The sequence below is a fragment of the Candidatus Seongchinamella marina genome, from assembly GCF_026262685.1.
In the GTDB taxonomy this organism is placed as follows: Bacteria; Pseudomonadota; Gammaproteobacteria; order Pseudomonadales; family Halieaceae; genus Halioglobus; species Halioglobus marinus.
The window spans coordinates 52,328-74,847 of record NZ_SHNP01000007.1; the positions used below are offsets into that span (position 1 = coordinate 52,328).

Sequence of the window (22,520 nt, forward strand, 5' to 3'; positions counted from 1 at the left end):
CTGTCCCGCTATTATTCGGCGGCGGTTTTTTTCTCTTCCTTGGGCGGCTTCAGTCCGCAGCCCTCCACTAATTCAAAACTTGCCTGATACTGGTTGTCGCGATCAACGCCGATAAAGCGTAATTCGACTGGCCTATCCAACTGGAAGCGGCGGGTAGTGCTGGTAAGGCTGGCAGTCCATTTGTCGTAACTGAACTTTTCCGGATCCTTACGCAGGTCTACAAAGCCGCTTAGCCCGTTGTCGTCCAGGCGCACAGTGAAGCCGCTGCTGTTGACGTGCGTTACCCTCGCTTTAAAACTCATGCCTTCACGTTGCGCACTCATGCGGGCAAGGTGCTTGCTCGCCAGCCAACGTTCAGCTTCCAGGGTCGCGGCGCGAGCACTGGCAATGCGCGAAGACAGGTCTTTGAGTAATTGATCGTCGACAATTTTGGCTTCGTCGTCGTGCAGTGCCGCTTTGATTTGCAGGTGTACCAGAAAGTCCACGTACTTGCGCAATGGCGAGGTGCAGTTAGTGTAGTGCTCCAGCGCCATGCCCATGTGCGGTGCCGGCTTGACGGTCAGCTCGGCCCGGGTGAGTAGCCGGTTGACCATGGTGCGCAGGGGGAGCTCCTGCTCTGGCTGGGAGAGTGCGCGGATAATACTGCGATACCCTTCCACCGTTTTGGGGTCTTGCTGCGCCGCTTGCGGGGCGTGCATATCCAGGAACTTTCGGGTTTCATCCAGGCGGTCACTGCGAAAACCGGGGTGGGTGACATAGGGGCCGCTGGCATTGCGTTCGTTCAGGAAGCGCGCGGCGCAGCGATTGGTGGCAATCATGCACTCTTCTACCAGCCTTTGGGAGAGCATTTTCTCGAAGGGCTCAATATGGTCGATCTGTTTGTCGTCGCCCATGATCCAACGATATTCCTGACGGTCTTCCATCACCAGGTGATGCTCTTGGCGGTGGGCGCGCAGGGCTCGATACACTTGGTACAGCGCCTCCAGGGGCGAGGCGTGCATCATTAGTTCTTCGTTCTGGCCTGTCAGATACTTGTCCACTGCATAGTAGGACAGCTTGGCCCGGGAGCGCACGGTGGCTTCCATGAATTCGTAGTCGGCCACCTCGCCGTTATCTTTGATTGAGATCTTACACACCAGTGCGGGGCGGTCCGCACCCTCGGAAAGAGCGCAAGTCTCCTGGGACAGTTCTTCCGGCAGCATGGGCAATACGTCGCCGTGGAAGTACACCGACGTGCCGCGGGCTGCGACATCCCGATGCAGCTCAGAGTCTCCCGGGATGTAGGAGGTAGGGTCGGCAATAGCAACAAACAGGGTCCAGCCATCGTCGGCGATCTGGGCGTAAAGGGCGTCGTCGATATCCTGAGTTTTAGCCGCATCGATTGAAATGAACTCGAGATCTTTCAGGTCCCGGCGGCGTTCGGTTTCCAGTGGCTTGCACTCAGCAAGTTGTTTCTCCAGCTCTTTACGACTGGCCGCCCCCCACTCCACTGACAGGCGATGTTTTGCCATGGAATAAAGATTTTCTATTCCTGGAGTGCTTTCGTCGCCGACTACACCGAGAATTTTTGCCTGAGGTTTACCGTCGCGAATAGGGTGGCGAAGAATAGCGCAGCGCACGTAGTCCCCTTCTTTGACGCCATTGCGGGCGTGAGGGGGGATGAACAACCAGCGACTTAACTGGGAAAGATCGGGCTCGACAAAAATTGCTTTGCCCTTGCGCACGCAGCGGCCTGTGAAGTCGCCCAGGGGGCTATCGATGAGCCTCTCGATGTCGGCAATGGTCTTGTTGTCTTTGGTCGGACGGATACAGACGCGCACCCGATCATCGGGGAAAGCCTTGAGCATTTCGTCGGGTGGGATGAAAATTTCCCGGCCATCGTCGAGCACCGCAAACCCGTAGCGGGCCTGAGTGCCTTTTATCACGGCCTCGGCATGCTCTTTTTCAGCCTCCATTTTGGTTTTAAGGCCTTTGAGCTGGGAGAGCGAATCCTGATTGAGCATGGTGGGGAATTCTTACTATTAACAACAGACAAGCCTGCTATCCTAGCGGAATTCGCCCCTCCTGTCAGGGAGTTATGACCTGTTCGTGAATCTTGACTTGTAGAATTTTATGTCTTGTAGCAATAGCCATTGACAGGCCCGCCAACGTGGTTTGATAATGAGGCCAACGCCGCTTTGGTAATCCCGTCGGGAAACGAAATTTGAAAAATTTCCGGACGCAGGTCAGTCAGTGACGATTGGCTGTTACGCGTCATACATCAAGCGCTCTAGCGCTGCCCTCGAGCCCAATACGCTCCGGCCTTTTACGCTTTCAGCTACAGCCAGCCCCCAACACCCCTCCCTGACAAACCCTCGTCGAACGCAGAAGTCGGCGCCAACTTTGGAAGTTCAACAACAAGCAGTACCGGGCAAAGCCTGGCGACCTCGCCGTGCTTCACGCTCCATTCCCCAAGACCCAAACCATAACTTCAGTGAAACTTTTGTGAGGAATGCATTATGGATTCAGGCTCCGCCCTGCGCGTAGAAAAATCAGCCACCCTGAAACCCGTTATTAAGAAAACCTATGTTTTGGACACTAATGTCCTGCTCCACGATCCCACCGCCGTCGCTGCCTTTAAGCAACATCGGGTAGTGATTCCCATGACTGTTCTTGAAGAGCTGGACCACATTAAAGATCGTCGAGACAAAACTGTGAGTCGCGAGGCACGTATTGCCATCCAGATGATCGATAAGGTGGTTGATTCTGCCTCACCGCAAGAAATCCAGGAGGGCGTTGAAGTGCCTGGATCAGGGTTGGACGGTATGGTGCCCGGTACGCTGGCAATCTTTCCCGACCAAATGCTGGTAGAGAATACCGACGTGCCCTATTTGGACGGCACCCAGGACCAGGCCAACGACAATCGAATTATCAATGTTGCCTTGCGTTTGCAGGCAGAGAATCCCAAGGAATTTGTCTGCCTGGTAACCAAAGACATCAACATGCGCATCAAGGCCAAGGGTTCTGGTCTGGTGCACGTGGAAGACTATCGTCGCGACCGGGTGCTCGATGATATCGACTTGCTGGCCAAGGGATATGAGCATATAGAAGGTGACTTCTGGTCCAATATCAGCGAGGTAGACACCTTGCGTGAAGGGGACTGTACCTTACACCGGGTACCGCGCAAATCGATTCCTGGGGCCTATCCGAATCAGTTTTTGTACGATGACCAGGACTTCATGGCGTTCGTCCGGCGGGTGGATAATGAATTTGTTTATCTGCGCTGTGACAGCCGCGACAACCTGATGCACAAGCGCTTCTGGGGTTTGGCGCCACGTAATTTGGAACAGGCAATGGCGATGTCCATGCTCGATGACGACAATGTGGACATGACCGTGCTGACCGGCCCGGCAGGCTCAGGTAAAACCCTGTTGGCGCTTTCCTATGGTCTGCACGCGATTTTGGAACAAAAAAAGTATTCCAAATTGATTGTGGCCCGATCCACACCACCCATCGCCGAGGAAATCGGTTTTCTTCCCGGTACAGAGGAAGAAAAAATGGCCCCCTGGTTGGCGGCTTTTGACGATAACCTGGAAATTTTGCACGGCACTGACGAGTCCTGTCACGGCAGTATCGACTATGTGAAAGAGCGTGCAAACATCCAGTTCAAGTCGCTCAACTTTATGCGCGGCCGTTCTTTCAACAACGCCTACATCATTATCGATGAGGCTCAGGGCTTGACTCAGTTTCAGTTAAAATCGGTAATCAGTCGGGTGGGGGCCGACTCCAAAATAGTGGTGTTGGGTAACCTGGCTCAGATAGACAATAAATACATCAGTCCGCTGACTTCCGGGCTCACCTACCTGGTGGAGAAGAGCAAGCAATACCCGCACGCCGGCATTATGCATGTGAACGGTATTGTGCGCTCCAGGCTGGCTGCCTTCGCGGAGGAAAATCTTTAGCGGGCCCTGTTAGCGGGCCTTTGCAAATCAACGATAGATTTGCGTGCCCAGCCTTTTTTAGTCCCAGCGGAGTCGGAGTTTGGCGTCTGCGCTTACCCAGGCGCAGGCCCCAACCGGCCCAAGGACTTAATCTACATCTGAATCATCATCACGTGCTCTGTCTCTTTTGCCAGCGCGAGAAAAGTCCCTGGAAAGTGCAATTTCCAATCTGACCACGAAGCTCCAGGCCACGTCCCGTTCATCTTCGTATTCTGCACGACGGTAGTTTATCGCCGGTTCCAGCTCTACGAATAAGAAGTCCCGGTAGACCTGGCGACGCCATATGGTTCCCAGACTGTAGTTCTTGACGAAGGAATCGGGCTGAGTCTCCCCGGCAACGGTGAAAAAGTGATTTAGTGCCAGCGGTCTTTTCGTGTCTGATTTATAGCGCTGAAACAGCGACATGCGTGTGCGCCACTCCATGCCTTGAGTGTGACCGCCATACTTCAGTCGATTGCTCCAGCGCAAGACGTCCGTATTTTCAAATACTTGGTAAAGATCTCCCTGGGCGATGGTGAAGAAATTTTCGCCGTCTTCGTATTGCAGGCGCTGCACGTAGCGATAGCTGCGGGCAGATTGCAGTTCGCCTTCATTGCGGTAGCGAACACCGGGCTTTAGATGACCGGAGGAAAAGCCCATGGTGGCATCGAAGCGTGACCTGTCGCCTTCCCTGACTCGGTACTGTAGAGAGATATTGTCCTCGTCTTCCTTTTCCTCCCTATCAACCGAGTCACCATCGGAATCACTGAACACCAGATCCAGGCGTTTACTTAGTTTGGGCAACTGCACCTTACCGCGCACGGTCGCGCCGAAGTCATTGCCATCATCCTGGTCCCACTCGTTCTCGAATTCAAGGCGCAAAAAAGACTCTGCCTTTTCAAGATCATAAGTAGGATCACCAAAAAACTCGTCTACCCACTCCACCATCGCCTGTGCCTGGTCAGCGGCGACGGACTGGCCAGCGTCCACCCAATTGACGGGCGGTTCCTCGGTCTCGATCCCTCGCTGGTCTGTGACACGCAGCACCGGCTCCTCAGTGAGTTTTTCAGCTTCAGCGAGCGCAAAGCAGGGCATGAGTGCGATTAGTGCAAGCCAAATCTTCATGTCAGATTACTATTTTGTTTATTGGGTTAGACGATACACTATCCTTTATGGATAAACTCTTCATCTTTTTACAGCATATCGTGCCCCAACACCTGCTCTCACGTTGCACTGGTTGGCTGGCGGAATTGGAACACCCCTCGTGGTTAAAGGACTGGGTGATCGGTTTGTTTATTGGCCGGTTCAAAGTGGATATGAGCGAGGCCGTGGAGCCGGATCCCAAAAAGTATCCTAATTTCAATGCCTTTTTCACCCGGCCCCTAAAAGAGGGTGCCCGACCTGTTGCTGATGCCGATGTGGTGTGCCCCGCTGATGGCGCAATCAGTCAGTTGGGTGACATTATTGACGGACGAATTTTTCAGGCCAAGGGACAGGATTATAGTTGCGTCGAGCTGCTAGGCGGTGACCCTGAATGGGCCGCAACCTTTGCTGGGGGTAGCTTTGCCACTATTTATTTATCACCTCGGGATTACCACCGGGTTCACATGCCTATGGCGGGCAAGCTATTGGGGACAACCTATGTACCCGGCGACTTGTATTCGGTGAATGGCGTGACGGCCGAGAACGTCGAGCGCCTGTTTGCTCGCAACGAGCGCATGGTCTGCTATTTTGAGACGGCAGTCGGTCCCATGGCGATGATTCTGGTCGGCGCGATGGTGGTAGCCGGTATCGAAACTGTGTGGAGTGGTCAGGTCGCCCCTGCACCCAAAACACCGACTTCAGTGGGTTTTCAGCACTTGCCCGAAGCCGTGGCTTTGGAAAAGGGAGAGGAAATGGGGCGCTTTAAATTAGGTTCGACGGTCATCCTCCTGTTTCCCGAAGGTGCGGTGGAGTGGGATGGACGCTACGAAGCCGGTGCTGCTACCCGGCTGGGTGTCTCGCTGGCAGATAAGGCCTAATTCTCCTCCAGAGAGGCGATAATGTGCCTATAGCTTGCCAGCCGTGACGGGGTAATATCCCCTGAGTCAAGCGCCGCGAGGATGGCACATCCCGGTTCTTTTTGGTGCTGGCAGTCACGGAATTTGCAGTAGCCCAAATGGGGTCGAAACTCACGAAAACCCTGCTCCACTTCTTCTTTGTTCATATGCCACAGACCGAATTCGCGAATACCTGGCGAGTCGATGAGGCTGCCGCCACAATCCAGGTGGAATAGTTGCGCCGTGGTAGTGGTGTGAGTGCCCTTTAGGGTGCTTTCTGACAAGGCACCTACCCGCATGCCTGCGTCCGGTAGCAGCACATTTACCAGGGACGATTTACCGACGCCAGATTGGCCGACAAAAACGCTGGTTCGTTCGCGCAGCGCACTGTGCAGGTCTTCCAGACCGCCTTGTTTGCTGGAGGTGTAAAGTACCCGGTAGTCCAGACCCGGATAGATGGCCATCAGTGCCTCCATGTCGGCGCGCAGTTTGACATCGCTGTCCAGTAGATCGGTTTTGTTAACCAGGATGACTGGCTCTATGCCTACGACTTCCGAGGCCACCAGGTAGCGATCCACCAATTTGGCATGAGCTTCAGGGTAGGGTGCTATCACCACAAATATTTGGTCGATGTTGGCGGCTACCGCTTTGAGCTTGCCGTAGGGGTCTGGCCGTGACAGCACACTTTGTCGATCCAGCTGGGCGACAACGACCCCGGTGGGCTCCCCCTCGCACCAAACGACCCTGTCGCCGGTGACCAGACCTTCTATGTTGGCGCGAATATGGCAGCGCTGGCTCACTCCTGGTTCTGACTCTACAGCCACTTGGGTACCATAATGGGCGATGACTAGACCTTCGCGTTCAGGCCCCAGTTCGCCCCCCGTCAGCGCGCTTTCGGCGGCTTCGGTTCGGCGGGCAGCGCGCTTGGCACGCTCTTCCTGTATTTTTTCCACACGCCAGGCTTGCTGGCGACTGAGTTTACGCTTGGACATGTGGCCATTATTGGGTCAGGGAGTGGGCCTGTCGAGGCAATTTGTTACACTGTTGCCCTGTTAAAGCTCAAGAGCGACCTAATATGCAAAGCGCTAGCAATCTTGTCTGGGTTGATTTGGAAATGACCGGGCTGGATCCCGATGAGGATGTGGTGATCGAAATAGCCACCATCGTGACCGATTCAGATCTCAATACCCTCGCAGAGGGGCCGGTGATTGCCATCCATACCAGTGACGAGCGTCTCAATGCCATGGACGAATGGAACACGACCCACCATAACAGTTCGGGGCTGGTGGCAAGAGTCACAGCCAGTGACTATGACGGGCATCGCGCTGCTACCGAGACGATGGCCTTTCTGGAGCAGTGGGTGCCTGCCGGGGTGTCACCCATGTGCGGCAACACGATCTGTCAGGATCGGCGTTTTATGGCGAGGCATTTGCCCGATCTTGAAGCGTTCTTTCATTATCGCAACCTGGACGTGAGCACCCTGAAGATACTGATGCAGCGCTGGCGTCCGGAGCTGGAGGCGGGGTTTACAAAGACCGCCACCCACCTGGCACTGGATGATATTCGTGAATCTATCGATGAGATGCGTTACTACCGCGAGCATTTCTTGCGAATGGAGGCGTGACGGTAGCGCTATACCCCGGCGGATTTACCTTCCAATTGGCCTAGCGCCCACTCAACATGCTCGCGAACCAGCTCTGATGGAAATTCGGACCGGCTTCGCAGTGCTGCGATGGCCTCATTAGATGCCGGACCATTGCCCAGCCCCACGGCCAGATTTCGTAGCCATCGTTCATGGCCAATGCGCCGGATCGCTGAGCCCTCGGTGCGACTCAGGTAAGTTTCCTTATCCCACAAGAACAGATCTACTAGTTCTGCATCAGCCAGCCCATGTCGTGCTTTGAAATCTGACTCTCCTGTTTCCTGTGCGAATTTGGTCCATGGGCAAACTAATTGGCAATCGTCGCAGCCGAACACGCGGTTGCCCATTAAAGGACGAAGCTCTGGGTCGATGCTGCCATGGTGCTCTATGGTCAAGTAGGAAATACAGCGCCTGGCATCAAGTTCGAAGGGACCAACAAAGGCATCGGTGGGGCACAAGTCAAGGCAGGCGGTGCAAGTGCCGCAGTGTTTGCTCTCTTGCGAGCGCGTCTCAGGTAGTGGCAAGTCAGTATAAATTTCACCCAGAAAGAACCAGGAGCCCGCGTCAGGATTGATCAGCATGGTGTTCTTGGCGATCCAGCCGAGCCCAGCCTGTTCCGCGATCGCTCTTTCCAGCACCGGGGCGCTGTCGACAAAGGCGCGAAACTGACCGCCCGTGATTTCTTTTTCGATCCGCGCGGCCAATTGTGCCAGTCGCTTGCGAATGAGTTTGTGGTAGTCGCGGCCAAGGGTGTAGCGCGAGATATAGGCCTTCTCACTGGACGCGAGGACTTCCATCGCGCTGTGGTCTGCCAGGTAATCCATGCGCAGTGAAATGACCCGGCAGGTATCCGGCACCAGCTCTGCCGGGCGCGAGCGCTTGTTACCATGCCGTGCCATGTATTCCATACTGCCGTGGTAGCCAGCATCCAGCCACTTCTGTAAGTAGGACTCGTGCTCGCCAAGGTCTACATCGCTCACGCCCAGTTGCTGGAAGCCAAGTTCATCGGCCCAGAGACGGATTTTAGCCAGCAGCGCCTCGGGCTCTGGCAAAGTAATTTGTGAACCACCTTGTGAAGACATTTGCGTATAATTCGAGTTGCGTCATTTCTGCCTGAGCAGGAATCCAGTGACACCGGGGGCTTTGCACCAATCGCTCCTGGTCCCCATTAGCGTGGGGTGACGGAGTGAATGAATGGACCCTAGCCAATTCGAAGCATTGTACACCGCCAAACAAACCCGTGCGTTAGATCGGTGTGCGATAGAGGATCACAACATCCCGGGGATTACCCTGATGTCACGGGCGGCCGATGCCACGTTTGATAGCATGATTAATCATTGGCCCGAGCCAGAGTTGGTCCAGGTATTGTGTGGCACTGGAAATAATGGGGGCGACGGTTTCCTGGTCGCTGATTTAGCTCACAAGCGCGGTATCAAAACCATCGTATTGCAGGTGGGAGCGTCGGACAAAATTTCTGGCGACGCTTTACTCGCTCGCAATCAGGCGTTGGCGAATGGCGTTGACATTCAGCCCTTTGAAGACGGTGCGGTGCTGTCCTTGGGCGTAGTTGTTGACGCTCTGCTGGGCACAGGCGTGGGTGGTGATGTCCGAGGCGACTACCTGGAGGCGATCACAGAGGTAAATGCCGCTGGCGCCTCAGTGGTTGCCGTTGATATTCCCTCTGGCCTCTGCGCGGACACCGGGCGAGTGTTGGGGCAGGCAATAAAGGCAGATATGACAGTCACCTTTATTGGTCTTAAGCGCGGACTATTTGCCTTGGAGGCGATGGATTACACCGGAGATCTGCAATTCGCTGATCTCAGCGTCCCTTCAGAGGTGTATCAGCAGGTGCCCGCTGATTGTCGTCGCCTGGAATTGGAGCTGTTATTAGAAGAATTGCGCCCGCGTCCTGCTACCGCTCATAAAGGTATGTACGGCACGGTACTGGTTATCGGTGGAGACTATGGTATGGCGGGCGCTGCGGCGATGGCGGCAGAAGCGGCATTGCGTTGTGGTGCAGGCCTGGTAAAGGTGGCTACTCGCCCTGAACATGTGTCAGCGTTGGTGGCGCGCGCTCCGGAAGTTATGCCCCTGGGGGTAGAGTCCGGGGATGAACTCGAGTCATTATTGGCAAGCGCTGATGTGCTGGTGGTCGGTCCTGGTCTTGGGCAGTCGCCCTGGTCTGAGTATTTACTGCAGGCTGCAGTTGCCAGTGGCAAGTCCATGGTGCTGGATGCAGATGGCTTGAATATGCTTGCCGGCGGAAAGGTGAAGGCCAGAGACGGCATGATTATTACCCCTCATCCCGGTGAAGCCGGCAGGCTGCTTTCCTGCTCAACCGCTGAAGTGCAGGCAGACCGGTTTGCCGCAGCTCGCGCTCTGCAGCAACAGACCGGGGCGGTGGTGGTGTTGAAAGGTAATGGCAGCCTGATTGCAGGCGATGGACAGTTATTGCTCAGTGACTATGGTAATCCGGGTATGGCAACTGGCGGTATGGGTGATGTGCTTGGCGGAGTGATTGCTTCACTGTTGGCCCAGGGATTGGAGCCAGTGGCGGCGTCGGCCCTTGGCGTTTGTCTGCATGGTGCCGCCGGTGATATTGCCGCGGAAGAGGGTATGCGTGGCTTGCTGGCAACAGACCTTATCCCCCGGCTGCGGGAATTATTGGGTTGAGCGCGACTGAAATACAGTTGCTGGCAGACGGCGAAGAGGCGATGGTGTCTCTGGGTAATCTGCTGGCCCGCGCTTTGCAGCCAGGGTCAGTGCTTTACCTTGAAGGCGACCTGGGGATGGGTAAAACCACACTCAGTCGTGGCATTGTTCAAGGCTTCGGTCATAGCGGTGCGGTTAAGAGTCCGACCTATACGCTGGTGGAGCCCTATGAACTTGCGGAACTAAACCTCTACCACTTCGATCTATATCGTCTGGGTGATCCTGAGGAACTTGAGTTTATGGGCATCCGTGATTATTTCACAGGCGACTCAATTTGTTTGGTGGAGTGGCCTGGCAGAGGTCTGGGCATTTTGCCCCCGGCTGATTTAGTGATTAACATAGAGCGCAAGGGGATGGGACGTCAGCTTGCTTTTAATGCGAATACTGCCAGGGGGCAGGCGGTGTTACAGGACTTGCAAACAGACGCTTGATCAGTGTTACCTAAATAACAAGCGCATCAAGCGCGGGAGTGATATGAGCAGGGCATGGATCGGGGCGATCCTGGGCTTTTTCCTGACGGCGACTACCGCGATTGCGGGGGACGTGCACGAGGTGCGACTGTGGCGCGCACCTGACCACACGCGCGTGGTATTTGACCTCACAGGTCCCGCTGAACATAAAATATTTGTCCTGCAAAATCCGACGCGTATCGTTCTCGATGTGGAAGACACTCGCCTTAAAACCAACCTTTCCGACCTCACGCTGACAGATACGCCGATTCGTCAGGTCCGTTCAGCCGCTCGCGATGGTGATGACCTGCGCATAGTGATGGACATGAGTGCCTCGGTGGATCCGCGCAGCTTTTCGCTGAAGGCAAATCAGCAGGCTGGTGATCGCCTGGTGGTCGATTTGTATGATAAAACCGCAACTGCCGCGAAACCCGCGGTCAGGAAAACCGCCACTCAGGACAGCAAACGAAACATTATTATCGCCATCGATGCCGGCCACGGCGGCGAAGATCCCGGTGCTCTGGGCCCGGGACGACGTCGCGAAAAAGACGTTGTGTTGGCCATCGCCAGAGAAGTAAATGCCCTGTTTAAAGCCGATGTTGGCTTTACACCCACTCTGATTCGTTCAGGGGACTACTACGTTAGCTTGAAAGGTCGTCGCGACCTGGCTCGCAAGCGCCAGGCGGATTTGTTTGTATCTATTCACGCCGATGCCTTTAAGCGCAAAGAGGCCAATGGCGCTTCCGTTTATGCCCTGTCCACCCGAGGTGCAACCAGCACCGCCGCGCGCTATCTGGCACAGCGGGAAAATGCTGCCGACCTTGTGGGTGGTGTCAGTCTTTCTGATAAAGACGATATGCTGGCGGGTGTGCTGGCTGACCTGTCCATGACTTCTACGCTCGATACCAGTTTGCAGGTGGGTGCTCAGGTATTGCGCAACGTCGATAATGTCGCGCGGCTGCATAAAAAGAATGTAGAGCAGGCCGGCTTTGCCGTGCTGAAGTCACCGGACATCCCCTCGATTCTGGTGGAAACCGGTTTTATTTCCAATCCAACCGAGGCGAAAAGGCTAGCCACCAGCAGTTACCAGAAGAAGATGGCCAGGGCGATTCACTCCGGCATTAAGAGCTACCTGTTAGCGCATCCGCCCTCCGGTACCCTGGTGGCCTGGAACAAAGCCCAGGGAGGTACCGAGTATACTATTGCCAGGGGTGACACTCTGTCCGGTATTGCGCAACGCTTCAATGTGTCCCTCTCTACCCTCAAAAGCACCAATGGCATTAGCGGTTCAACCATCAGGATCGGCCAGAAGCTCACCATCCCTGCAACTTGATACGAAAACCGCCTATCACGCCTGCATAGTCGAGGCTTAGCGTCTTTCGGTGGTTCACCTACCTCTAATCCAGTAACATCTCCCGTTCACCCCGGCGGATACTGGATCCCCGCCTGCGCCCGGGTGACGTTTGTGCCATTGGTGGGGTGATCAAAAAACTATGCCTAAAATTCAACGCCTTTCCACTAGGCTGGCCAACCAGATAGCAGCCGGTGAAGTGGTCGAACGCCCTGCGTCGGTAGTGAAAGAGGTTCTCGAGAACAGCCTGGATGCCGGTGCTACACGGGTTGATGTCGATGTGGAGTCGGGTGGTGTCAAGCTGATCCGTATCCGCGATAACGGCAATGGCATTGATCCTGATGATCTGCCACTGGCGATGGCCCGCCACGCAACCAGTAAAATTACGTCCCTGGAGGATCTCGAAGCCGTGGGCAGCCTCGGTTTTCGCGGCGAGGCCCTGGCTAGCATAGGATCTGTTTCGCGACTGACGCTGACCAGTAATGCCTCTGAACAGGGCAGCGAAGGTAGTTCCGCTGCCTGTGAGGGCAGGGACATGGAAGTACAGGTAAAACCTGCACCGCATCCGCAGGGCACTACGGTTGAAGTACGTGACCTGTTCTTCAATACACCCGCGCGGCGTAAATTTCTGCGCACCGAAAAAACCGAATTTAATCACCTGGAAGAGGTGGTAAAGCGCCTGGCGTTGTCGCGCTTCGATGTGGCCTTTAGCCTGCGCCATAATGGTCGTGGTATTCACCAGTTGAAAGCAGGAACCGGCCAGGTGGAGCAGCAGCGCCGGGTGGCAACAGTGTGTGGCCCTGCGTTTATGGACCAGGCCATTTACATTGAGAACGCAGCTAGTGGATTCAAGCTGTGGGGCTGGGTGGGCCTGCCCACCTTCTCCCGCAGCCAGGCCGACCTGCAGTACTTTTTTGTTAATGGCCGGGTTATTCGCGACAAGCTGATCGCTCATGCGGTGAAGCAGGCCTATCGCGACGTGCTTTACCACGGTCGTCATCCGGCCTTTGTGCTTTATCTGGAGGTCGACCCTGCCCAGGTAGACGTTAACGTACACCCCACCAAGCACGAAGTGCGGTTTCGCGATGGGCGTAGCGTGCACAATTTCATTTTTTCCAGTCTGCACAGAGCGCTGGCCGATGTGCGCCCCACTGCCGACAACCCGGCTGACCCGTTGCCAGCAAACATGCTAAGCACGGGCGATGGCATGGCCATTAATACACAAACCGGTGAGATTTCCGCTCAGGGTGGACTGGCCTGGGGGGCGGGGCAAGGCTCAGCCGTAACCGACGCGCCGTTACAAACTCAGCCAGGCGGCGGCTTTGGTTCGCGCTTTGCCCCTAATACTGTCGCCCCAGCCCAGGGCAGCGCGCAGCTGGCAGCTTATCAGCAGCTACATCCCCAACTGCCAACGCAGGGTAGCGCAGAAGATGTGCCCCCGCTGGGCTACGCCCTCGCGCAATTGAAGGGTATTTATATTCTGGCTGAGAATGTCGCCGGCCTGGTGCTGGTAGATATGCACGCCGCCCACGAGCGCATTACCTATGAGCGCCTGAAAACGGCGCGGAATGAAGAGGGTATCCGTAGCCAGCCCCTGCTAGTGCCCCAACCGATAGCCGTGAGTCAGCGCGAGGTGCAGGTGGCGAGCGAAAATGAGGATTTGTTTAAACGATTGGGGCTGTCAGTAGGCGTGGCGGGTGAGGAGGCGCTGGTGATTCGAGAAATTCCAGTGGCTTTGCGCGATTCCGACGTGGAGCAATTATTGCGGGACGTGCTTGCTGACCTGATCGAGTTTGGTAGCTCTGAACGTGTTGAAGCGCACATGGACGAAATCCTTTCGACGATGGCTTGTCATGGGTCGGTGAGAGCCAACCGGCGTCTGACTATTCCTGAAATGAACGCCCTGCTGCGTGATATGGAAGAAACTGAACGCGCAGGCCAGTGCAATCACGGCCGGCCCACCTGGACCCAGATGAGATTGGATGAGTTGGACAAATTGTTCCTGCGCGGCCGCTAGCCAGCAATGCCAGACCTGATCTCAAAGCCGCCCCTGATTTGCCTGATGGGGCCTACCGCCTCTGGCAAGACCGATTTGGCAATAGCCTTGGCTGAAGAACTCAATTGTGAACTGGTCAGCGTCGATTCCGCGCTGGTCTATCGCGGCCTGGATATCGGTAGCGCCAAACCCGATTACCCTCACCATCTCGTGGATATTCGCGATCCGGCCGTGCCTTATTCAGCGGCTGATTTTGCCGCCGATGCTAATCGTTTGGCGGACGAGATTACTGCCAGGGGTAAAACGCCATTGCTGGTTGGCGGCACCATGCTGTACTTCAAGGCGTTTCTGGAGCCCATGGCAAATATGCCCTCTGCCAATCTGAATATGCGCGCAGCTATTGAAGCTGAGGCGGCTCGGGTCGGTTGGTCGCAGATCCACGCCAGGCTTGCGGAGGTAGACCCTGAGTCCGCCGAGCGTATCCACCCTAATCACTCCCAGCGACTGGTTCGGGCGTTGGAGCTTTACCAGAGCAGTGGTCGGACGATGACTGAGTGGCACCGCGACTCGGGAGTTGGTCTGGACCCTTTCGAGCGCTTCGACATTCGTCAATTGGCGATATGCCCCCAGAATCGGGCGGTCTTGCATCAGCGCATTGCGCTGCGGTTTGCGCAGATGATGAAGGCGGGATTCCTTACTGAAGTGCGCGACTTGCACCAGCGCGGCGATTTGAGTCCTGACCTGCCCGCCATACGCGCGGTGGGTTACCGGCAACTTTGGCAATACCTGGACACACAGTGTCCCCTGGAAGAGGCGGTAGAGAAGGGAGTGATCGCCACCCGTCAACTTGCCAAGCGCCAGCTTACCTGGTTGCGAAAGTGGAGGGATCTGGGGTGGATATACACCGATCAGGCCGGGAACGTTGAAGAATTTTTGCTGTCAGATGCTTCATTGGGGAGTTCTGAGGGTGCGTTAGCCGTGCCCGAACAGGAGGGCGAGGAGATCGCCGGGAAGCTCAAAGGCCAAGCACCGCTGGTGGTGGCCTTGAACTATTTGAGCGATGCCCCAATGTAGGTTCCTCTGGATGTTCTATACTGCGTTCAGTAGTAACGAGGGCTCAAGCTCGCATTGCTGTGCTTCAAGGGGAGCGAATGCAGGGACAGTGCAGAGAAGAAGGCCAACTTTTAGGTTTTTTCGGCTCCAATTGAGCCTGCCAGGAGAAATAGTTATGTCAAAGGGGCACACGCTACAAGACCCTTACCTGAATATTTTACGTAAGGAACGCGTACCAGTTTCCATTTATCTGGTTAACGGCATCAAGCTGCAGGGCCAGATTGAGTCTTTCGACCAGTTTGTCGTGCTGCTGAAGAACACCGTCAGCCAGATGGTCTACAAACATGCGATATCTACCGTGGTTCCAGGCCGCGTGGTGCGGCTGCCCATGCAGCATCCGCCGGAAGAGGATGGTGAGAGCTAGGAATATTCCCGGCGGCCGTGTCTGCGGTCGCTCCGGTTTCCAAAATAGAGGTTGCCTTGTTTTTTGACCGACCCGAGTCCGGGGAACGCGCTGTGCTCGTTCACCTGAATCTCGACAGTGAATCAGAGCGGGAAGACCCCCGCGAATTCGAGGAGCTCGTGCTTTCGGCCGGGGGAGACCCGGCTGCCTACATCATGGGTCACCGCACAGCTCCACATCCGCGCACTTTCATAGGCTCTGGCAAGTTGGAAGAAATTCGCGGCGAGGTCAATCTGCAGGAAGCCGAGGTGGTGATGTTCAACCACATTCTCAGTCCCAGCCAGGAACGCAACCTGGAGCAGGAGTTAGAGTGTCGCGTATTGGATCGCACTGGCCTCATTCTCGATATCTTTGCCCAACGCGCCCGCACCCATGAAGGTAAATTGCAGGTTGAGCTGGCACAATTGCAACATGTAGCCACCCGCTTGGTGCGGGGTTGGACACACCTTGAACGTCAAAAAGGCGGTATTGGGCTGCGCGGTCCGGGTGAAACCCAGCTCGAAACCGATCGTCGCTTGCTCAGGATTCGCATTAAATCGATTACCGCGCGGCTAGAAAAGGTGCGCAAACAGCGCGATCAGGGGCGCCGCTCGCGAAAACGCCAGGAAATTCCCACCGTTTCGCTGGTGGGCTATACCAATGCCGGTAAATCGACATTGTTCAACTACATTACCGATTCTGGTGTGTATGCTGCAGACCAGTTGTTTGCCACCCTTGATCCGACTCTGCGACGGTTAGAACTAGAAAACGTGGGCCCCGTTGTGCTTGCAGACACAGTGGGCTTTATTGCCCATTTGCCCCACAAGCTGGTAGAGGCATTTAAGGCGACACTCGAAGAAACGCTCAATGCTGATCTGCTACTGCATGTGATTGACGCGGCCAGTGATGAGCGCGAAGACAATATTCACCAGGTGCACGAGGTGCTGCAGGAAATCGGTGCCGATGAAATACCGCGACTGGAAATCTACAACAAGCTGGATCTGCTGGAACAAAAACCTCGTATAGACCGTAATGCCGACGGAATTCCCGAAAGGGTATGGCTTAGCGCTGCTACGGGCGACGGTGTGTCGCTTTTGTTACAAGCGGTCAGCGAGGTGGTTGGTCAGGATATGGTTGATGAACAGTTGGAAATTGCCCCGGATCAAGGTGGGCTGCGCGCAGCGCTTTATCGACTGGGTGCCGTGGAATCTGAAAATTATTCCGACGACGGCGTTGCCCACCTGCAGGTGCGCCTGCCCCGGGCTGATTGGAACCGGCTGATGAAGAAGGGCCCGGAGCCGTTGTTTTGAAATACTGGATGACAGTAACGTACAAAAATTTGATAGACTCTCTCGACTTTGAAAACAGGAACTAATTATGGCCTGGAATGAACCCGGTGGCGGTAATAACAAGGGGCCGAAAGATCCCTGGGGTGGCGGTGATCAAGGACCGCCTGATTTGGACGAAGCGCTGAAAAAGCTGCAGGAAAAACTGGGCGGCATTTTTGGGGGCTCTTCTGGCGCAAGTGGTGGCAGCGGCGGGGGCGGAGCATTATTTTCCGGTACCATGTTTGGTGTGATAGCCATTGGCGCGCTTATCGTCTGGGGCCTAATGGGCTTTTACCAGATCGATCAGCAGGAGCGAGCCGTGGTGCTGCGTTTTGGTAAATACTACGACACCGTTCAGCCCGGTCTGCAGTGGAATCCGCCCCTGATCGATGAAGTGATCAGGGTCAATACCACCAAGGTGCGTTCGGCCAGCCTGCGAGAGATCATGCTGACCCAGGACGAGAACATCGTTGAAGTGCGTCTATCGGTCCAATATGTGATCAATGATCCGAAGAAGTTTGTTCTCCAGGTTCGAGAACCAGAGCGTTCCCTGCAGCACGCTGCGCAGAGTGCTCTGCGCCATGTGGTAGGCGGCAATAGCATGGATCTGGTGCTGACCGAAGGTCGAGCCAAAATTGGTATGGATGTTGACGACCGGCTACAGGAATACCTGGATATGTACGAGACAGGTATTCTGGTCAGCAAGGTTAACGTCGATGAATCCAAGCCGCCCACACAAGTGCAAGAGGCCTTTGACGACGTGATTAAGGCGCGCGAGGACGAGGAGCGGGTGAAGAATGAAGCCCAGGCCTATGCCAATGCCGTGGTGCCTGAAGCGCGAGGTTCAGCCCAGCGCCAAATAGAAGAAGCCAGCGCCTACAGGGAAGAGGTGATCGCCAATGCAGAGGGTGAGGCTGACCGCTTCAACAAGCTGTTTGCCGAGTATGAGAAAGCCCCGCAGGTCACGCGGGAGCGACTTTACCTGGACGCGCTGCAAGGCGTATACAGCAACACCAATAAGGTGATGGTCGATGTAGAGGGGGGCAACAATATGATGTACCTGCCTCTGGATAAGCTGGCTGAACAAAGCCAGGGTCGCGGCGGCCGAGCTGCTAATATCGACAGCGCCAGCCTGCGTGAAATCACTGATGCCGTTACCGAACAGCTGCGCCGAGACGCAGCGTCCAGCAGTTCCACTCGTCGGGGGGGTCGCTAATCATGTCCAGCCGTAATATGACAATTATGATCATTGTTGCCCTGCTAGTATTCGTGGGAAGCAATTCTTTGTACGTGATGAAGGAAACTGAACGCGGCGTATTGCTCAAGTTCGGTGAAGTCGTGAATCCGGATATTCAACCCGGTTTGCACTGGAAAATTCCTTTCGTCAACAACGTGCGTAAGTTTGACGGGCGCGTATTGACCGTAGACTCCCAGCCGGAGCGTTTTTTCACCCAGGAGCAAAAAGCGCTAATTGTGGACTCCTACGCCAAGTTCCGGGTGAAAGATACGACCAAGTTCTACACCGCGACTAATGGCGAAGAAGCCAGGGCCATGGGCTTGTTGTCCCAGCGGATCAACGACGGTCTGCGGAACCAGGTGGCCGTTCGAACGATTCAGGAAGTAGTTTCCGGCGAACGCGACCAGCTGATGATTGACCTGGCCGAGTTGCTGAACGACGTGGCCCTGACTGAGTTAGGGGTCGAACTGGTAGACGTGCGAGTCAAGCAGATTGATCTGCCACCCGATGTCTCCGAATCGGTGTATCGACGGATGAACGCCGAGCGTGAAAAGGAAGCCCGTGAGCACCGCTCCCAGGGTCAGGAACTGGCCGAAGGTATTGAGGCTGCTGCTGATCGTGAGGTCACGGTAATCAAGGCTAATGCCTATCGCGACGCTGAACAGATCCGTGGTTCTGGCGATGCTGAAGCAACCCGTATTTATGCGGATGCCTTCAACCAGGATCCGGAGTTCTATTCTTTCACCCGCAGCCTCAAAGCCTATCAAGAGTCCTTCCAGGGCCAGGGAGATGTGTTGCTGGTGCAGCCTGACAGCGAGTTCTTCCGGTATCTCAAGGACTCACAGGGCGGTAAATAGCTGCTACCGCTGCAGGGCTTTGATTGGCTCCCCGCGAGAGCGGGGAGCTGGCCCTGTTAATGTACCCAAAAAACACAGGTACTAACTCCCTCCAATGTGATAGCATCCCGCAACCGTGGGATTCGTCGTTTGAGCCACAAACGCCGGGCCCACGGTTTTTTGTGTCTGGCCAATTCTGAGGGGAGTTTGTGGACTTTTGGCATGTGCTCCCGGTGGCCCTGGCACTGGTTTTTATCATTGAAGGCGCGATGCCTTTCATCAGCCCCAACCACTGGCGCAATATGCTGGCTGTGGTGGCGCAGATGGATGATCGTGTTATCCGTAAGATCGGTCTCGGCAGTATGCTGTTCGGGGTTGTTCTGCTTTATTTGGTAAATTGAAGGCTATACATGACATCGGTTGATCGCTGGCAATTGCCCGACGGGATTGAGGAAGTTCTTCCCGCACAGGCCGCCACTGTAGAGCAGCTACGCCGTCGCCTGCTGGATATGTTCCGCAGCTGGGGCTATGAACTGGTAATTCCACCCCTGGTGGAATTTACTGACTCCCTGCTCAGCGGCCTGGGTCAGGACCTGGACTTGCTGACATTCAAGCTTACTGACCAACTCTCCGGTCGGAGCATGGGTGTACGCGCCGACATTACTCCGCAAGTTGCCCGCATTGATGCCCACAGCCTCGCACCTGAGGGGGTGTCCCGCCTTTGTTACGCAGGCTCCACCTTGCACACCCGCCCCAAGTCATTAATGGCTTCCCGGTCACCCATTCAGCTGGGTGCCGAGCTATATGGTGACGATAGTCTGGCGGCCGATGTGGAAGTTATTCGCCTGATGTTGGCTACCCTGGACGCGGCCGAACTGGATGCGGCTTATACTCTGGATTTGGGCCACGTGGGCGTTTACGAGGCTGTACTTGCCACCGCCGATCTGGATGAAGCTCAGGAAGCCGCTATCTTTGACTGCCTGCAGCGTAAATCGGTGCCCGATCTGTTGCTGGCACTGGACAATGTTCCTGAAGATATTGCCACCTTAATTATTGGCCTGGTGGACTTGCACGGGGATGACGAAGTGCTGGTCGCCGCTAGAGAGCTATTTGCCGACAGGGTGCCTCAGGCGCTGATCGCGGTGGATGCCCTGCAGGATGTGGCGACCGATATTCGCCGCCAGTGTCCGGATCTCTCTATTTATTTTGATCTCGCTGAGTTACGCGGTTATCACTACCACACTGGCATTGTATTCGCTGCCTATGTGCCCGGCCGCGGTCAGGCATTGGCCAATGGTGGCCGTTACAACGGGGTTGGTGAAGTATTTGGTCGCTCACGTCCCGCCACCGGTTTTGCCACTGACCTCAAGTCGTTAATGGGCTTGTTACCAGCGACTCAAGAGAGGCAGGGTGCTATCAGCATGCCAGATAGCGATGACCTTGAACTATTGGCGAAAGTGGCTCAATTGCGGGCTGAGGGCGAGATTGTAATTAATAACCTTTCATCCGAGCCCGATAGCCGTTGTGATCGAGCGCTGGTGCACAGTGATGGTGAATGGTTAGTACAAGAAATCTAGGTCTTCATCTCCGCGAAGGCGGCAATGACGACGTTAATTTTTCCCGTCTTCTGACGGCACAATACGTAAGTAGAGCAACACCATGAGCAAAAACGTAGTCGTCCTCGGCACCCAATGGGGTGATGAGGGAAAGGGTAAAATTGTTGACCTCCTCACTGACCAGGCCAGCGCCGTAGTCCGGTTTCAGGGTGGTCATAACGCCGGGCATACCCTGGTGATCGACGGAGAGAAAACTATACTCCATCTTATTCCTTCCGGTATTTTGCGTGAGCATGTGCAGTGCTTGATCGGCAATGGCGTTGTGTTATCTCCCGAGGCGCTGCTCAAGGAAATGGCCCAGTTGGAAGAGAAGGGCGTGCCGGTTCGTGATCGTCTGAAAATTTCTCCTGCTTGCCCTTTGATCCTGCCCTATCACGTGGCCCTGGATCAGGCTCGAGAAGCCAAGCGCGGTAGCGAAAAAATTGGTACCACGGGTCGCGGCATAGGCCCCGCCTACGAAGACAAAGTGGCCCGCCGTGGACTGCGCCTGGGTGACCTGCAGGACAAGGAACGCTTTGCCCGCAAACTCAAAGAAGTGATGGAATATCATAACTTCGCTCTGGAGCACTATTATCATGCTGAGCCGCTGAGTTACGAGAATGTGCTGGAAGAAGCCCTGACGATGGGTGAGCAACTCAAACCCATGATTGCCGATGTGACTGCCATTTTGCATGAGTGTCGTAAGACCAATGCCAAAATTATGTTTGAAGGTGCCCAGGGCTCGTTACTGGACATAGACCATGGTACCTACCCCTATGTGACCAGTTCCAATACCACCGCTGGCGGCACCGCCACCGGTTCCGGCTTCGGTCCCTTGTATTTGGATTATGTGCTGGGTATCACCAAGGCCTACACCACCCGTGTTGGTTCAGGCCCATTCCCTACTGAATTATTCGACGCGACTGGTGCTCATCTGGCCGAAAAGGGCCACGAGTTTGGTGCCACCACTGGCCGCCCTCGTCGCTGTGGTTGGTTTGACGCCGTTGCCTTGCGCAATGCGGTTAACATCAATTCGGTAAGTGGTCTTTGCTTGACCAAGCTGGACGTGCTGGACGGTTTGGAATCTATCCAGATCTGTGTTGGTTATGCTTGTGTCAACGGCAATCCTGTCCCCAATCCGGTTGATTCAGACGATTACGAAGGCCTACATCCGGTATATGAAGAGGTGCCCGGCTGGTCCGAAACCACGCTGGGGGCGCAATCCCTGGAAGAACTGCCTCAGGCGGCCAGGGACTACATCCAGAAGATAGAGGCAGTGGTAGGTGCGCCTATTGACATCATTTCTACCGGTCCTGACCGGGTTGAGACGATAGTACTGCGGCATCCGTTCGAAGCCTGATGTCTGCAGCCCTGCGGCCGGTCGCCCCCCAAAGTGGGGGTCGAGTGTCTCCAGGACCACGAATTAATAGCTAATCAAACGATTAAAATCGCCCGAAAGTTATTAGCGATCAGCCGTCAAATTTTGCTGGTTACTTTTGATTTATTGGGTCTGAACTGAAGTATACTAAGGCGACACAGTTAGCTCAGGGGGACGGATTCCCATGTTCGAGACATTTCTGCTGGCAGGAGGCCTTGTTGCGGCCATTCTGCTTTTCTTCCGGTTGTTCGCTCGTAAGCGCAAACCCATGGCTCGTTCTGCGCTGGGTTACCAAGCGACATTACGCCAAAAGGCGGTAAAATCATCGACCAACAGCCGATACGCGGCCGTATCCTGCAACGGTCATTGTTCGGCGATCAGGCGCTTGCAAGGTAAACGGTTTTTGGAGAGAGAGGCTCCCCGCCTCCCTGTACCAGGTTGCCCAGCGGCGCGTTGCGATTGTATTTATACACACCACGATGATCGTCGCACAGGTAGACGAG

The 22,520-nt window shown here is 55.3% G+C and carries 19 protein-coding genes; 15 read left to right on the plus strand and 4 right to left on the minus strand.

The annotated features are described in order from the left end of the window. Window positions 1-11: 11 nt before the first annotated feature. Window positions 12-2,003 (minus strand): ribonuclease R family protein, encoded by a 1,992-nt coding sequence (locus tag EYC87_RS17200; protein WP_279253961.1) that lies wholly within the window; start codon window positions 2,001-2,003, stop codon window positions 12-14. A gap of 495 nt (window positions 2,004-2,498) precedes the next feature. Here EYC87_RS17200 and EYC87_RS17205 point away from each other — a divergent pair, with 495 nt between their 5' ends. Continuing rightward, a complete protein-coding gene (locus tag EYC87_RS17205; RefSeq protein WP_007228246.1) occupies window positions 2,499-3,941 on the plus strand; it encodes a PhoH family protein in 1,443 nt (480 codons plus the stop codon). 126 nt (window positions 3,942-4,067) lie between these two features. On the opposite strand, the gene EYC87_RS17210 is transcribed toward EYC87_RS17205, so the two are convergent. Continuing rightward, on the minus strand, window positions 4,068-5,084 hold the full coding sequence (locus EYC87_RS17210) for a hypothetical protein (protein ID WP_040540506.1): 1,017 nt from the start codon (window positions 5,082-5,084) through the stop codon (window positions 4,068-4,070). Window positions 5,085-5,131: 47 nt separating this feature from the next. Between EYC87_RS17210 and asd the strand changes: the two genes are divergently transcribed. Next, entirely contained in the window at window positions 5,132-5,980 is an 849-nt protein-coding gene (gene asd / locus EYC87_RS17215) for an archaetidylserine decarboxylase (RefSeq protein WP_007228082.1), read from the plus strand. Here the strand turns inward: asd and rsgA are convergent. Then, on the minus strand, window positions 5,977-6,990 hold the full coding sequence (gene rsgA / locus EYC87_RS17220) for a small ribosomal subunit biogenesis GTPase RsgA (protein ID WP_007228260.1): 1,014 nt from the start codon (window positions 6,988-6,990) through the stop codon (window positions 5,977-5,979). The genes asd and rsgA overlap by 4 nt on opposite strands. An 83-nt stretch (window positions 6,991-7,073) precedes the next feature. On the opposite strand from rsgA, the gene orn reads away from it, so the two are divergent. Beyond that, window positions 7,074-7,622, plus strand: coding sequence for an oligoribonuclease (orn, locus tag EYC87_RS17225; protein ID WP_007228274.1), 549 nt, complete (start codon window positions 7,074-7,076; stop codon window positions 7,620-7,622). 8 nt (window positions 7,623-7,630) lie between these two features. On the opposite strand, the gene queG is transcribed toward orn, so the two are convergent. Then, window positions 7,631-8,722 carry a tRNA epoxyqueuosine(34) reductase QueG gene (queG, locus tag EYC87_RS17230; RefSeq protein ID WP_279253962.1) on the minus strand — a complete coding sequence of 364 codons (1,092 nt, stop codon included), beginning with the start codon at window positions 8,720-8,722 and terminating at the stop codon, window positions 7,631-7,633. 112 nt (window positions 8,723-8,834) lie between these two features. On the opposite strand from queG, the gene EYC87_RS17235 reads away from it, so the two are divergent. The 12 genes from EYC87_RS17235 (at window position 8,835) to EYC87_RS17290 (ending at window position 21,999) form a co-directional block, all read left to right on the plus strand. Beyond that, window positions 8,835-10,313 (plus strand): NAD(P)H-hydrate dehydratase, encoded by a 1,479-nt coding sequence (locus tag EYC87_RS17235; protein WP_279253963.1) that lies wholly within the window; start codon window positions 8,835-8,837, stop codon window positions 10,311-10,313. After that, a complete protein-coding gene (gene tsaE, locus EYC87_RS17240) occupies window positions 10,310-10,783 on the plus strand; it encodes a tRNA (adenosine(37)-N6)-threonylcarbamoyltransferase complex ATPase subunit type 1 TsaE (RefSeq protein ID WP_279253964.1) in 474 nt (157 codons plus the stop codon). Before EYC87_RS17235 ends, tsaE begins: the two co-directional genes overlap by 4 nt. Window positions 10,784-10,826: 43 nt before the next feature. Further along, a complete protein-coding gene (locus EYC87_RS17245; RefSeq protein ID WP_279253965.1) occupies window positions 10,827-12,134 on the plus strand; it encodes an N-acetylmuramoyl-L-alanine amidase in 1,308 nt (435 codons plus the stop codon). 160 nt (window positions 12,135-12,294) lie between these two features. Further along, complete coding sequence (mutL, locus tag EYC87_RS17250; RefSeq protein ID WP_279253966.1) at window positions 12,295-14,169, plus strand: DNA mismatch repair endonuclease MutL; 1,875 nt, start codon at window positions 12,295-12,297, stop codon at window positions 14,167-14,169. A gap of 6 nt (window positions 14,170-14,175) precedes the next feature. Then, on the plus strand, window positions 14,176-15,222 hold the full coding sequence (miaA, locus tag EYC87_RS17255; RefSeq protein WP_279253967.1) for a tRNA (adenosine(37)-N6)-dimethylallyltransferase MiaA: 1,047 nt from the start codon (window positions 14,176-14,178) through the stop codon (window positions 15,220-15,222). Between the two features lie 154 nt (window positions 15,223-15,376). Beyond that, window positions 15,377-15,625 carry an RNA chaperone Hfq gene (hfq, locus tag EYC87_RS17260; RefSeq protein WP_007228407.1) on the plus strand — a complete coding sequence of 83 codons (249 nt, stop codon included), beginning with the start codon at window positions 15,377-15,379 and terminating at the stop codon, window positions 15,623-15,625. Window positions 15,626-15,681: 56 nt separating this feature from the next. Continuing rightward, a complete protein-coding gene (gene hflX, locus EYC87_RS17265) occupies window positions 15,682-16,953 on the plus strand; it encodes a ribosome rescue GTPase HflX (RefSeq protein ID WP_279254045.1) in 1,272 nt (423 codons plus the stop codon). A gap of 67 nt (window positions 16,954-17,020) precedes the next feature. Next, the gene (gene hflK / locus EYC87_RS17270) at window positions 17,021-18,187 is read left to right on the plus strand and encodes an FtsH protease activity modulator HflK (RefSeq protein WP_279253968.1); all 1,167 of its coding nucleotides are present in this window, start codon (window positions 17,021-17,023) and stop codon (window positions 18,185-18,187) included. A gap of 2 nt (window positions 18,188-18,189) precedes the next feature. Next, window positions 18,190-19,065: a protease modulator HflC gene (gene hflC, locus EYC87_RS17275; RefSeq protein ID WP_279253969.1), complete on the plus strand. Its 876-nt coding sequence runs from the start codon at window positions 18,190-18,192 to the stop codon at window positions 19,063-19,065. A gap of 188 nt (window positions 19,066-19,253) precedes the next feature. Beyond that, window positions 19,254-19,445: a DUF2065 domain-containing protein gene (locus EYC87_RS17280; protein ID WP_007228331.1), complete on the plus strand. Its 192-nt coding sequence runs from the start codon at window positions 19,254-19,256 to the stop codon at window positions 19,443-19,445. A gap of 9 nt (window positions 19,446-19,454) precedes the next feature. Next, window positions 19,455-20,621 (plus strand): ATP phosphoribosyltransferase regulatory subunit, encoded by a 1,167-nt coding sequence (locus tag EYC87_RS17285; RefSeq protein ID WP_279253970.1) that lies wholly within the window; start codon window positions 19,455-19,457, stop codon window positions 20,619-20,621. Window positions 20,622-20,703: 82 nt separating this feature from the next. Next, a complete protein-coding gene (locus tag EYC87_RS17290; RefSeq protein WP_279253971.1) occupies window positions 20,704-21,999 on the plus strand; it encodes an adenylosuccinate synthase in 1,296 nt (431 codons plus the stop codon). Window positions 22,000-22,520 lie beyond the last annotated feature (521 nt).

Bases quoted from the DNA above. Each gene is read 5' to 3' on its own strand.
- EYC87_RS17210 (WP_040540506.1), bottom strand. From the start codon at position 5,084: ATGAAGATTTGGCTTGCACTAATCGCACTCATGCCCTGCTTTGCGCTC.
- rsgA (WP_007228260.1), bottom strand. From the start codon at position 6,990: ATGTCCAAGCGTAAACTCAGTCGCCAGCAAGCCTGGCGTGTGGAAAAA.
- hflC (WP_279253969.1), top strand. From the start codon at position 18,190: ATGTCCAGCCGTAATATGACAATTATGATCATTGTTGCCCTGCTAGTA.
- EYC87_RS17245 (WP_279253965.1), top strand. From the start codon at position 10,827: ATGAGCAGGGCATGGATCGGGGCGATCCTGGGCTTTTTCCTGACGGCG.
- hfq (WP_007228407.1), top strand. From the start codon at position 15,377: ATGTCAAAGGGGCACACGCTACAAGACCCTTACCTGAATATTTTACGT.
- EYC87_RS17285 (WP_279253970.1), top strand. From the start codon at position 19,455: ATGACATCGGTTGATCGCTGGCAATTGCCCGACGGGATTGAGGAAGTT.
- EYC87_RS17235 (WP_279253963.1), top strand. From the start codon at position 8,835: ATGGACCCTAGCCAATTCGAAGCATTGTACACCGCCAAACAAACCCGT.
- queG (WP_279253962.1), bottom strand. From the start codon at position 8,722: ATGTCTTCACAAGGTGGTTCACAAATTACTTTGCCAGAGCCCGAGGCG.
- mutL (WP_279253966.1), top strand. From the start codon at position 12,295: ATGCCTAAAATTCAACGCCTTTCCACTAGGCTGGCCAACCAGATAGCA.
- asd (WP_007228082.1), top strand. From the start codon at position 5,132: ATGGATAAACTCTTCATCTTTTTACAGCATATCGTGCCCCAACACCTG.
- orn (WP_007228274.1), top strand. From the start codon at position 7,074: ATGCAAAGCGCTAGCAATCTTGTCTGGGTTGATTTGGAAATGACCGGG.
- EYC87_RS17205 (WP_007228246.1), top strand. From the start codon at position 2,499: ATGGATTCAGGCTCCGCCCTGCGCGTAGAAAAATCAGCCACCCTGAAA.
- EYC87_RS17290 (WP_279253971.1), top strand. From the start codon at position 20,704: ATGAGCAAAAACGTAGTCGTCCTCGGCACCCAATGGGGTGATGAGGGA.
- miaA (WP_279253967.1), top strand. From the start codon at position 14,176: ATGCCAGACCTGATCTCAAAGCCGCCCCTGATTTGCCTGATGGGGCCT.
- hflK (WP_279253968.1), top strand. From the start codon at position 17,021: ATGGCCTGGAATGAACCCGGTGGCGGTAATAACAAGGGGCCGAAAGAT.
- EYC87_RS17200 (WP_279253961.1), bottom strand. From the start codon at position 2,003: ATGCTCAATCAGGATTCGCTCTCCCAGCTCAAAGGCCTTAAAACCAAA.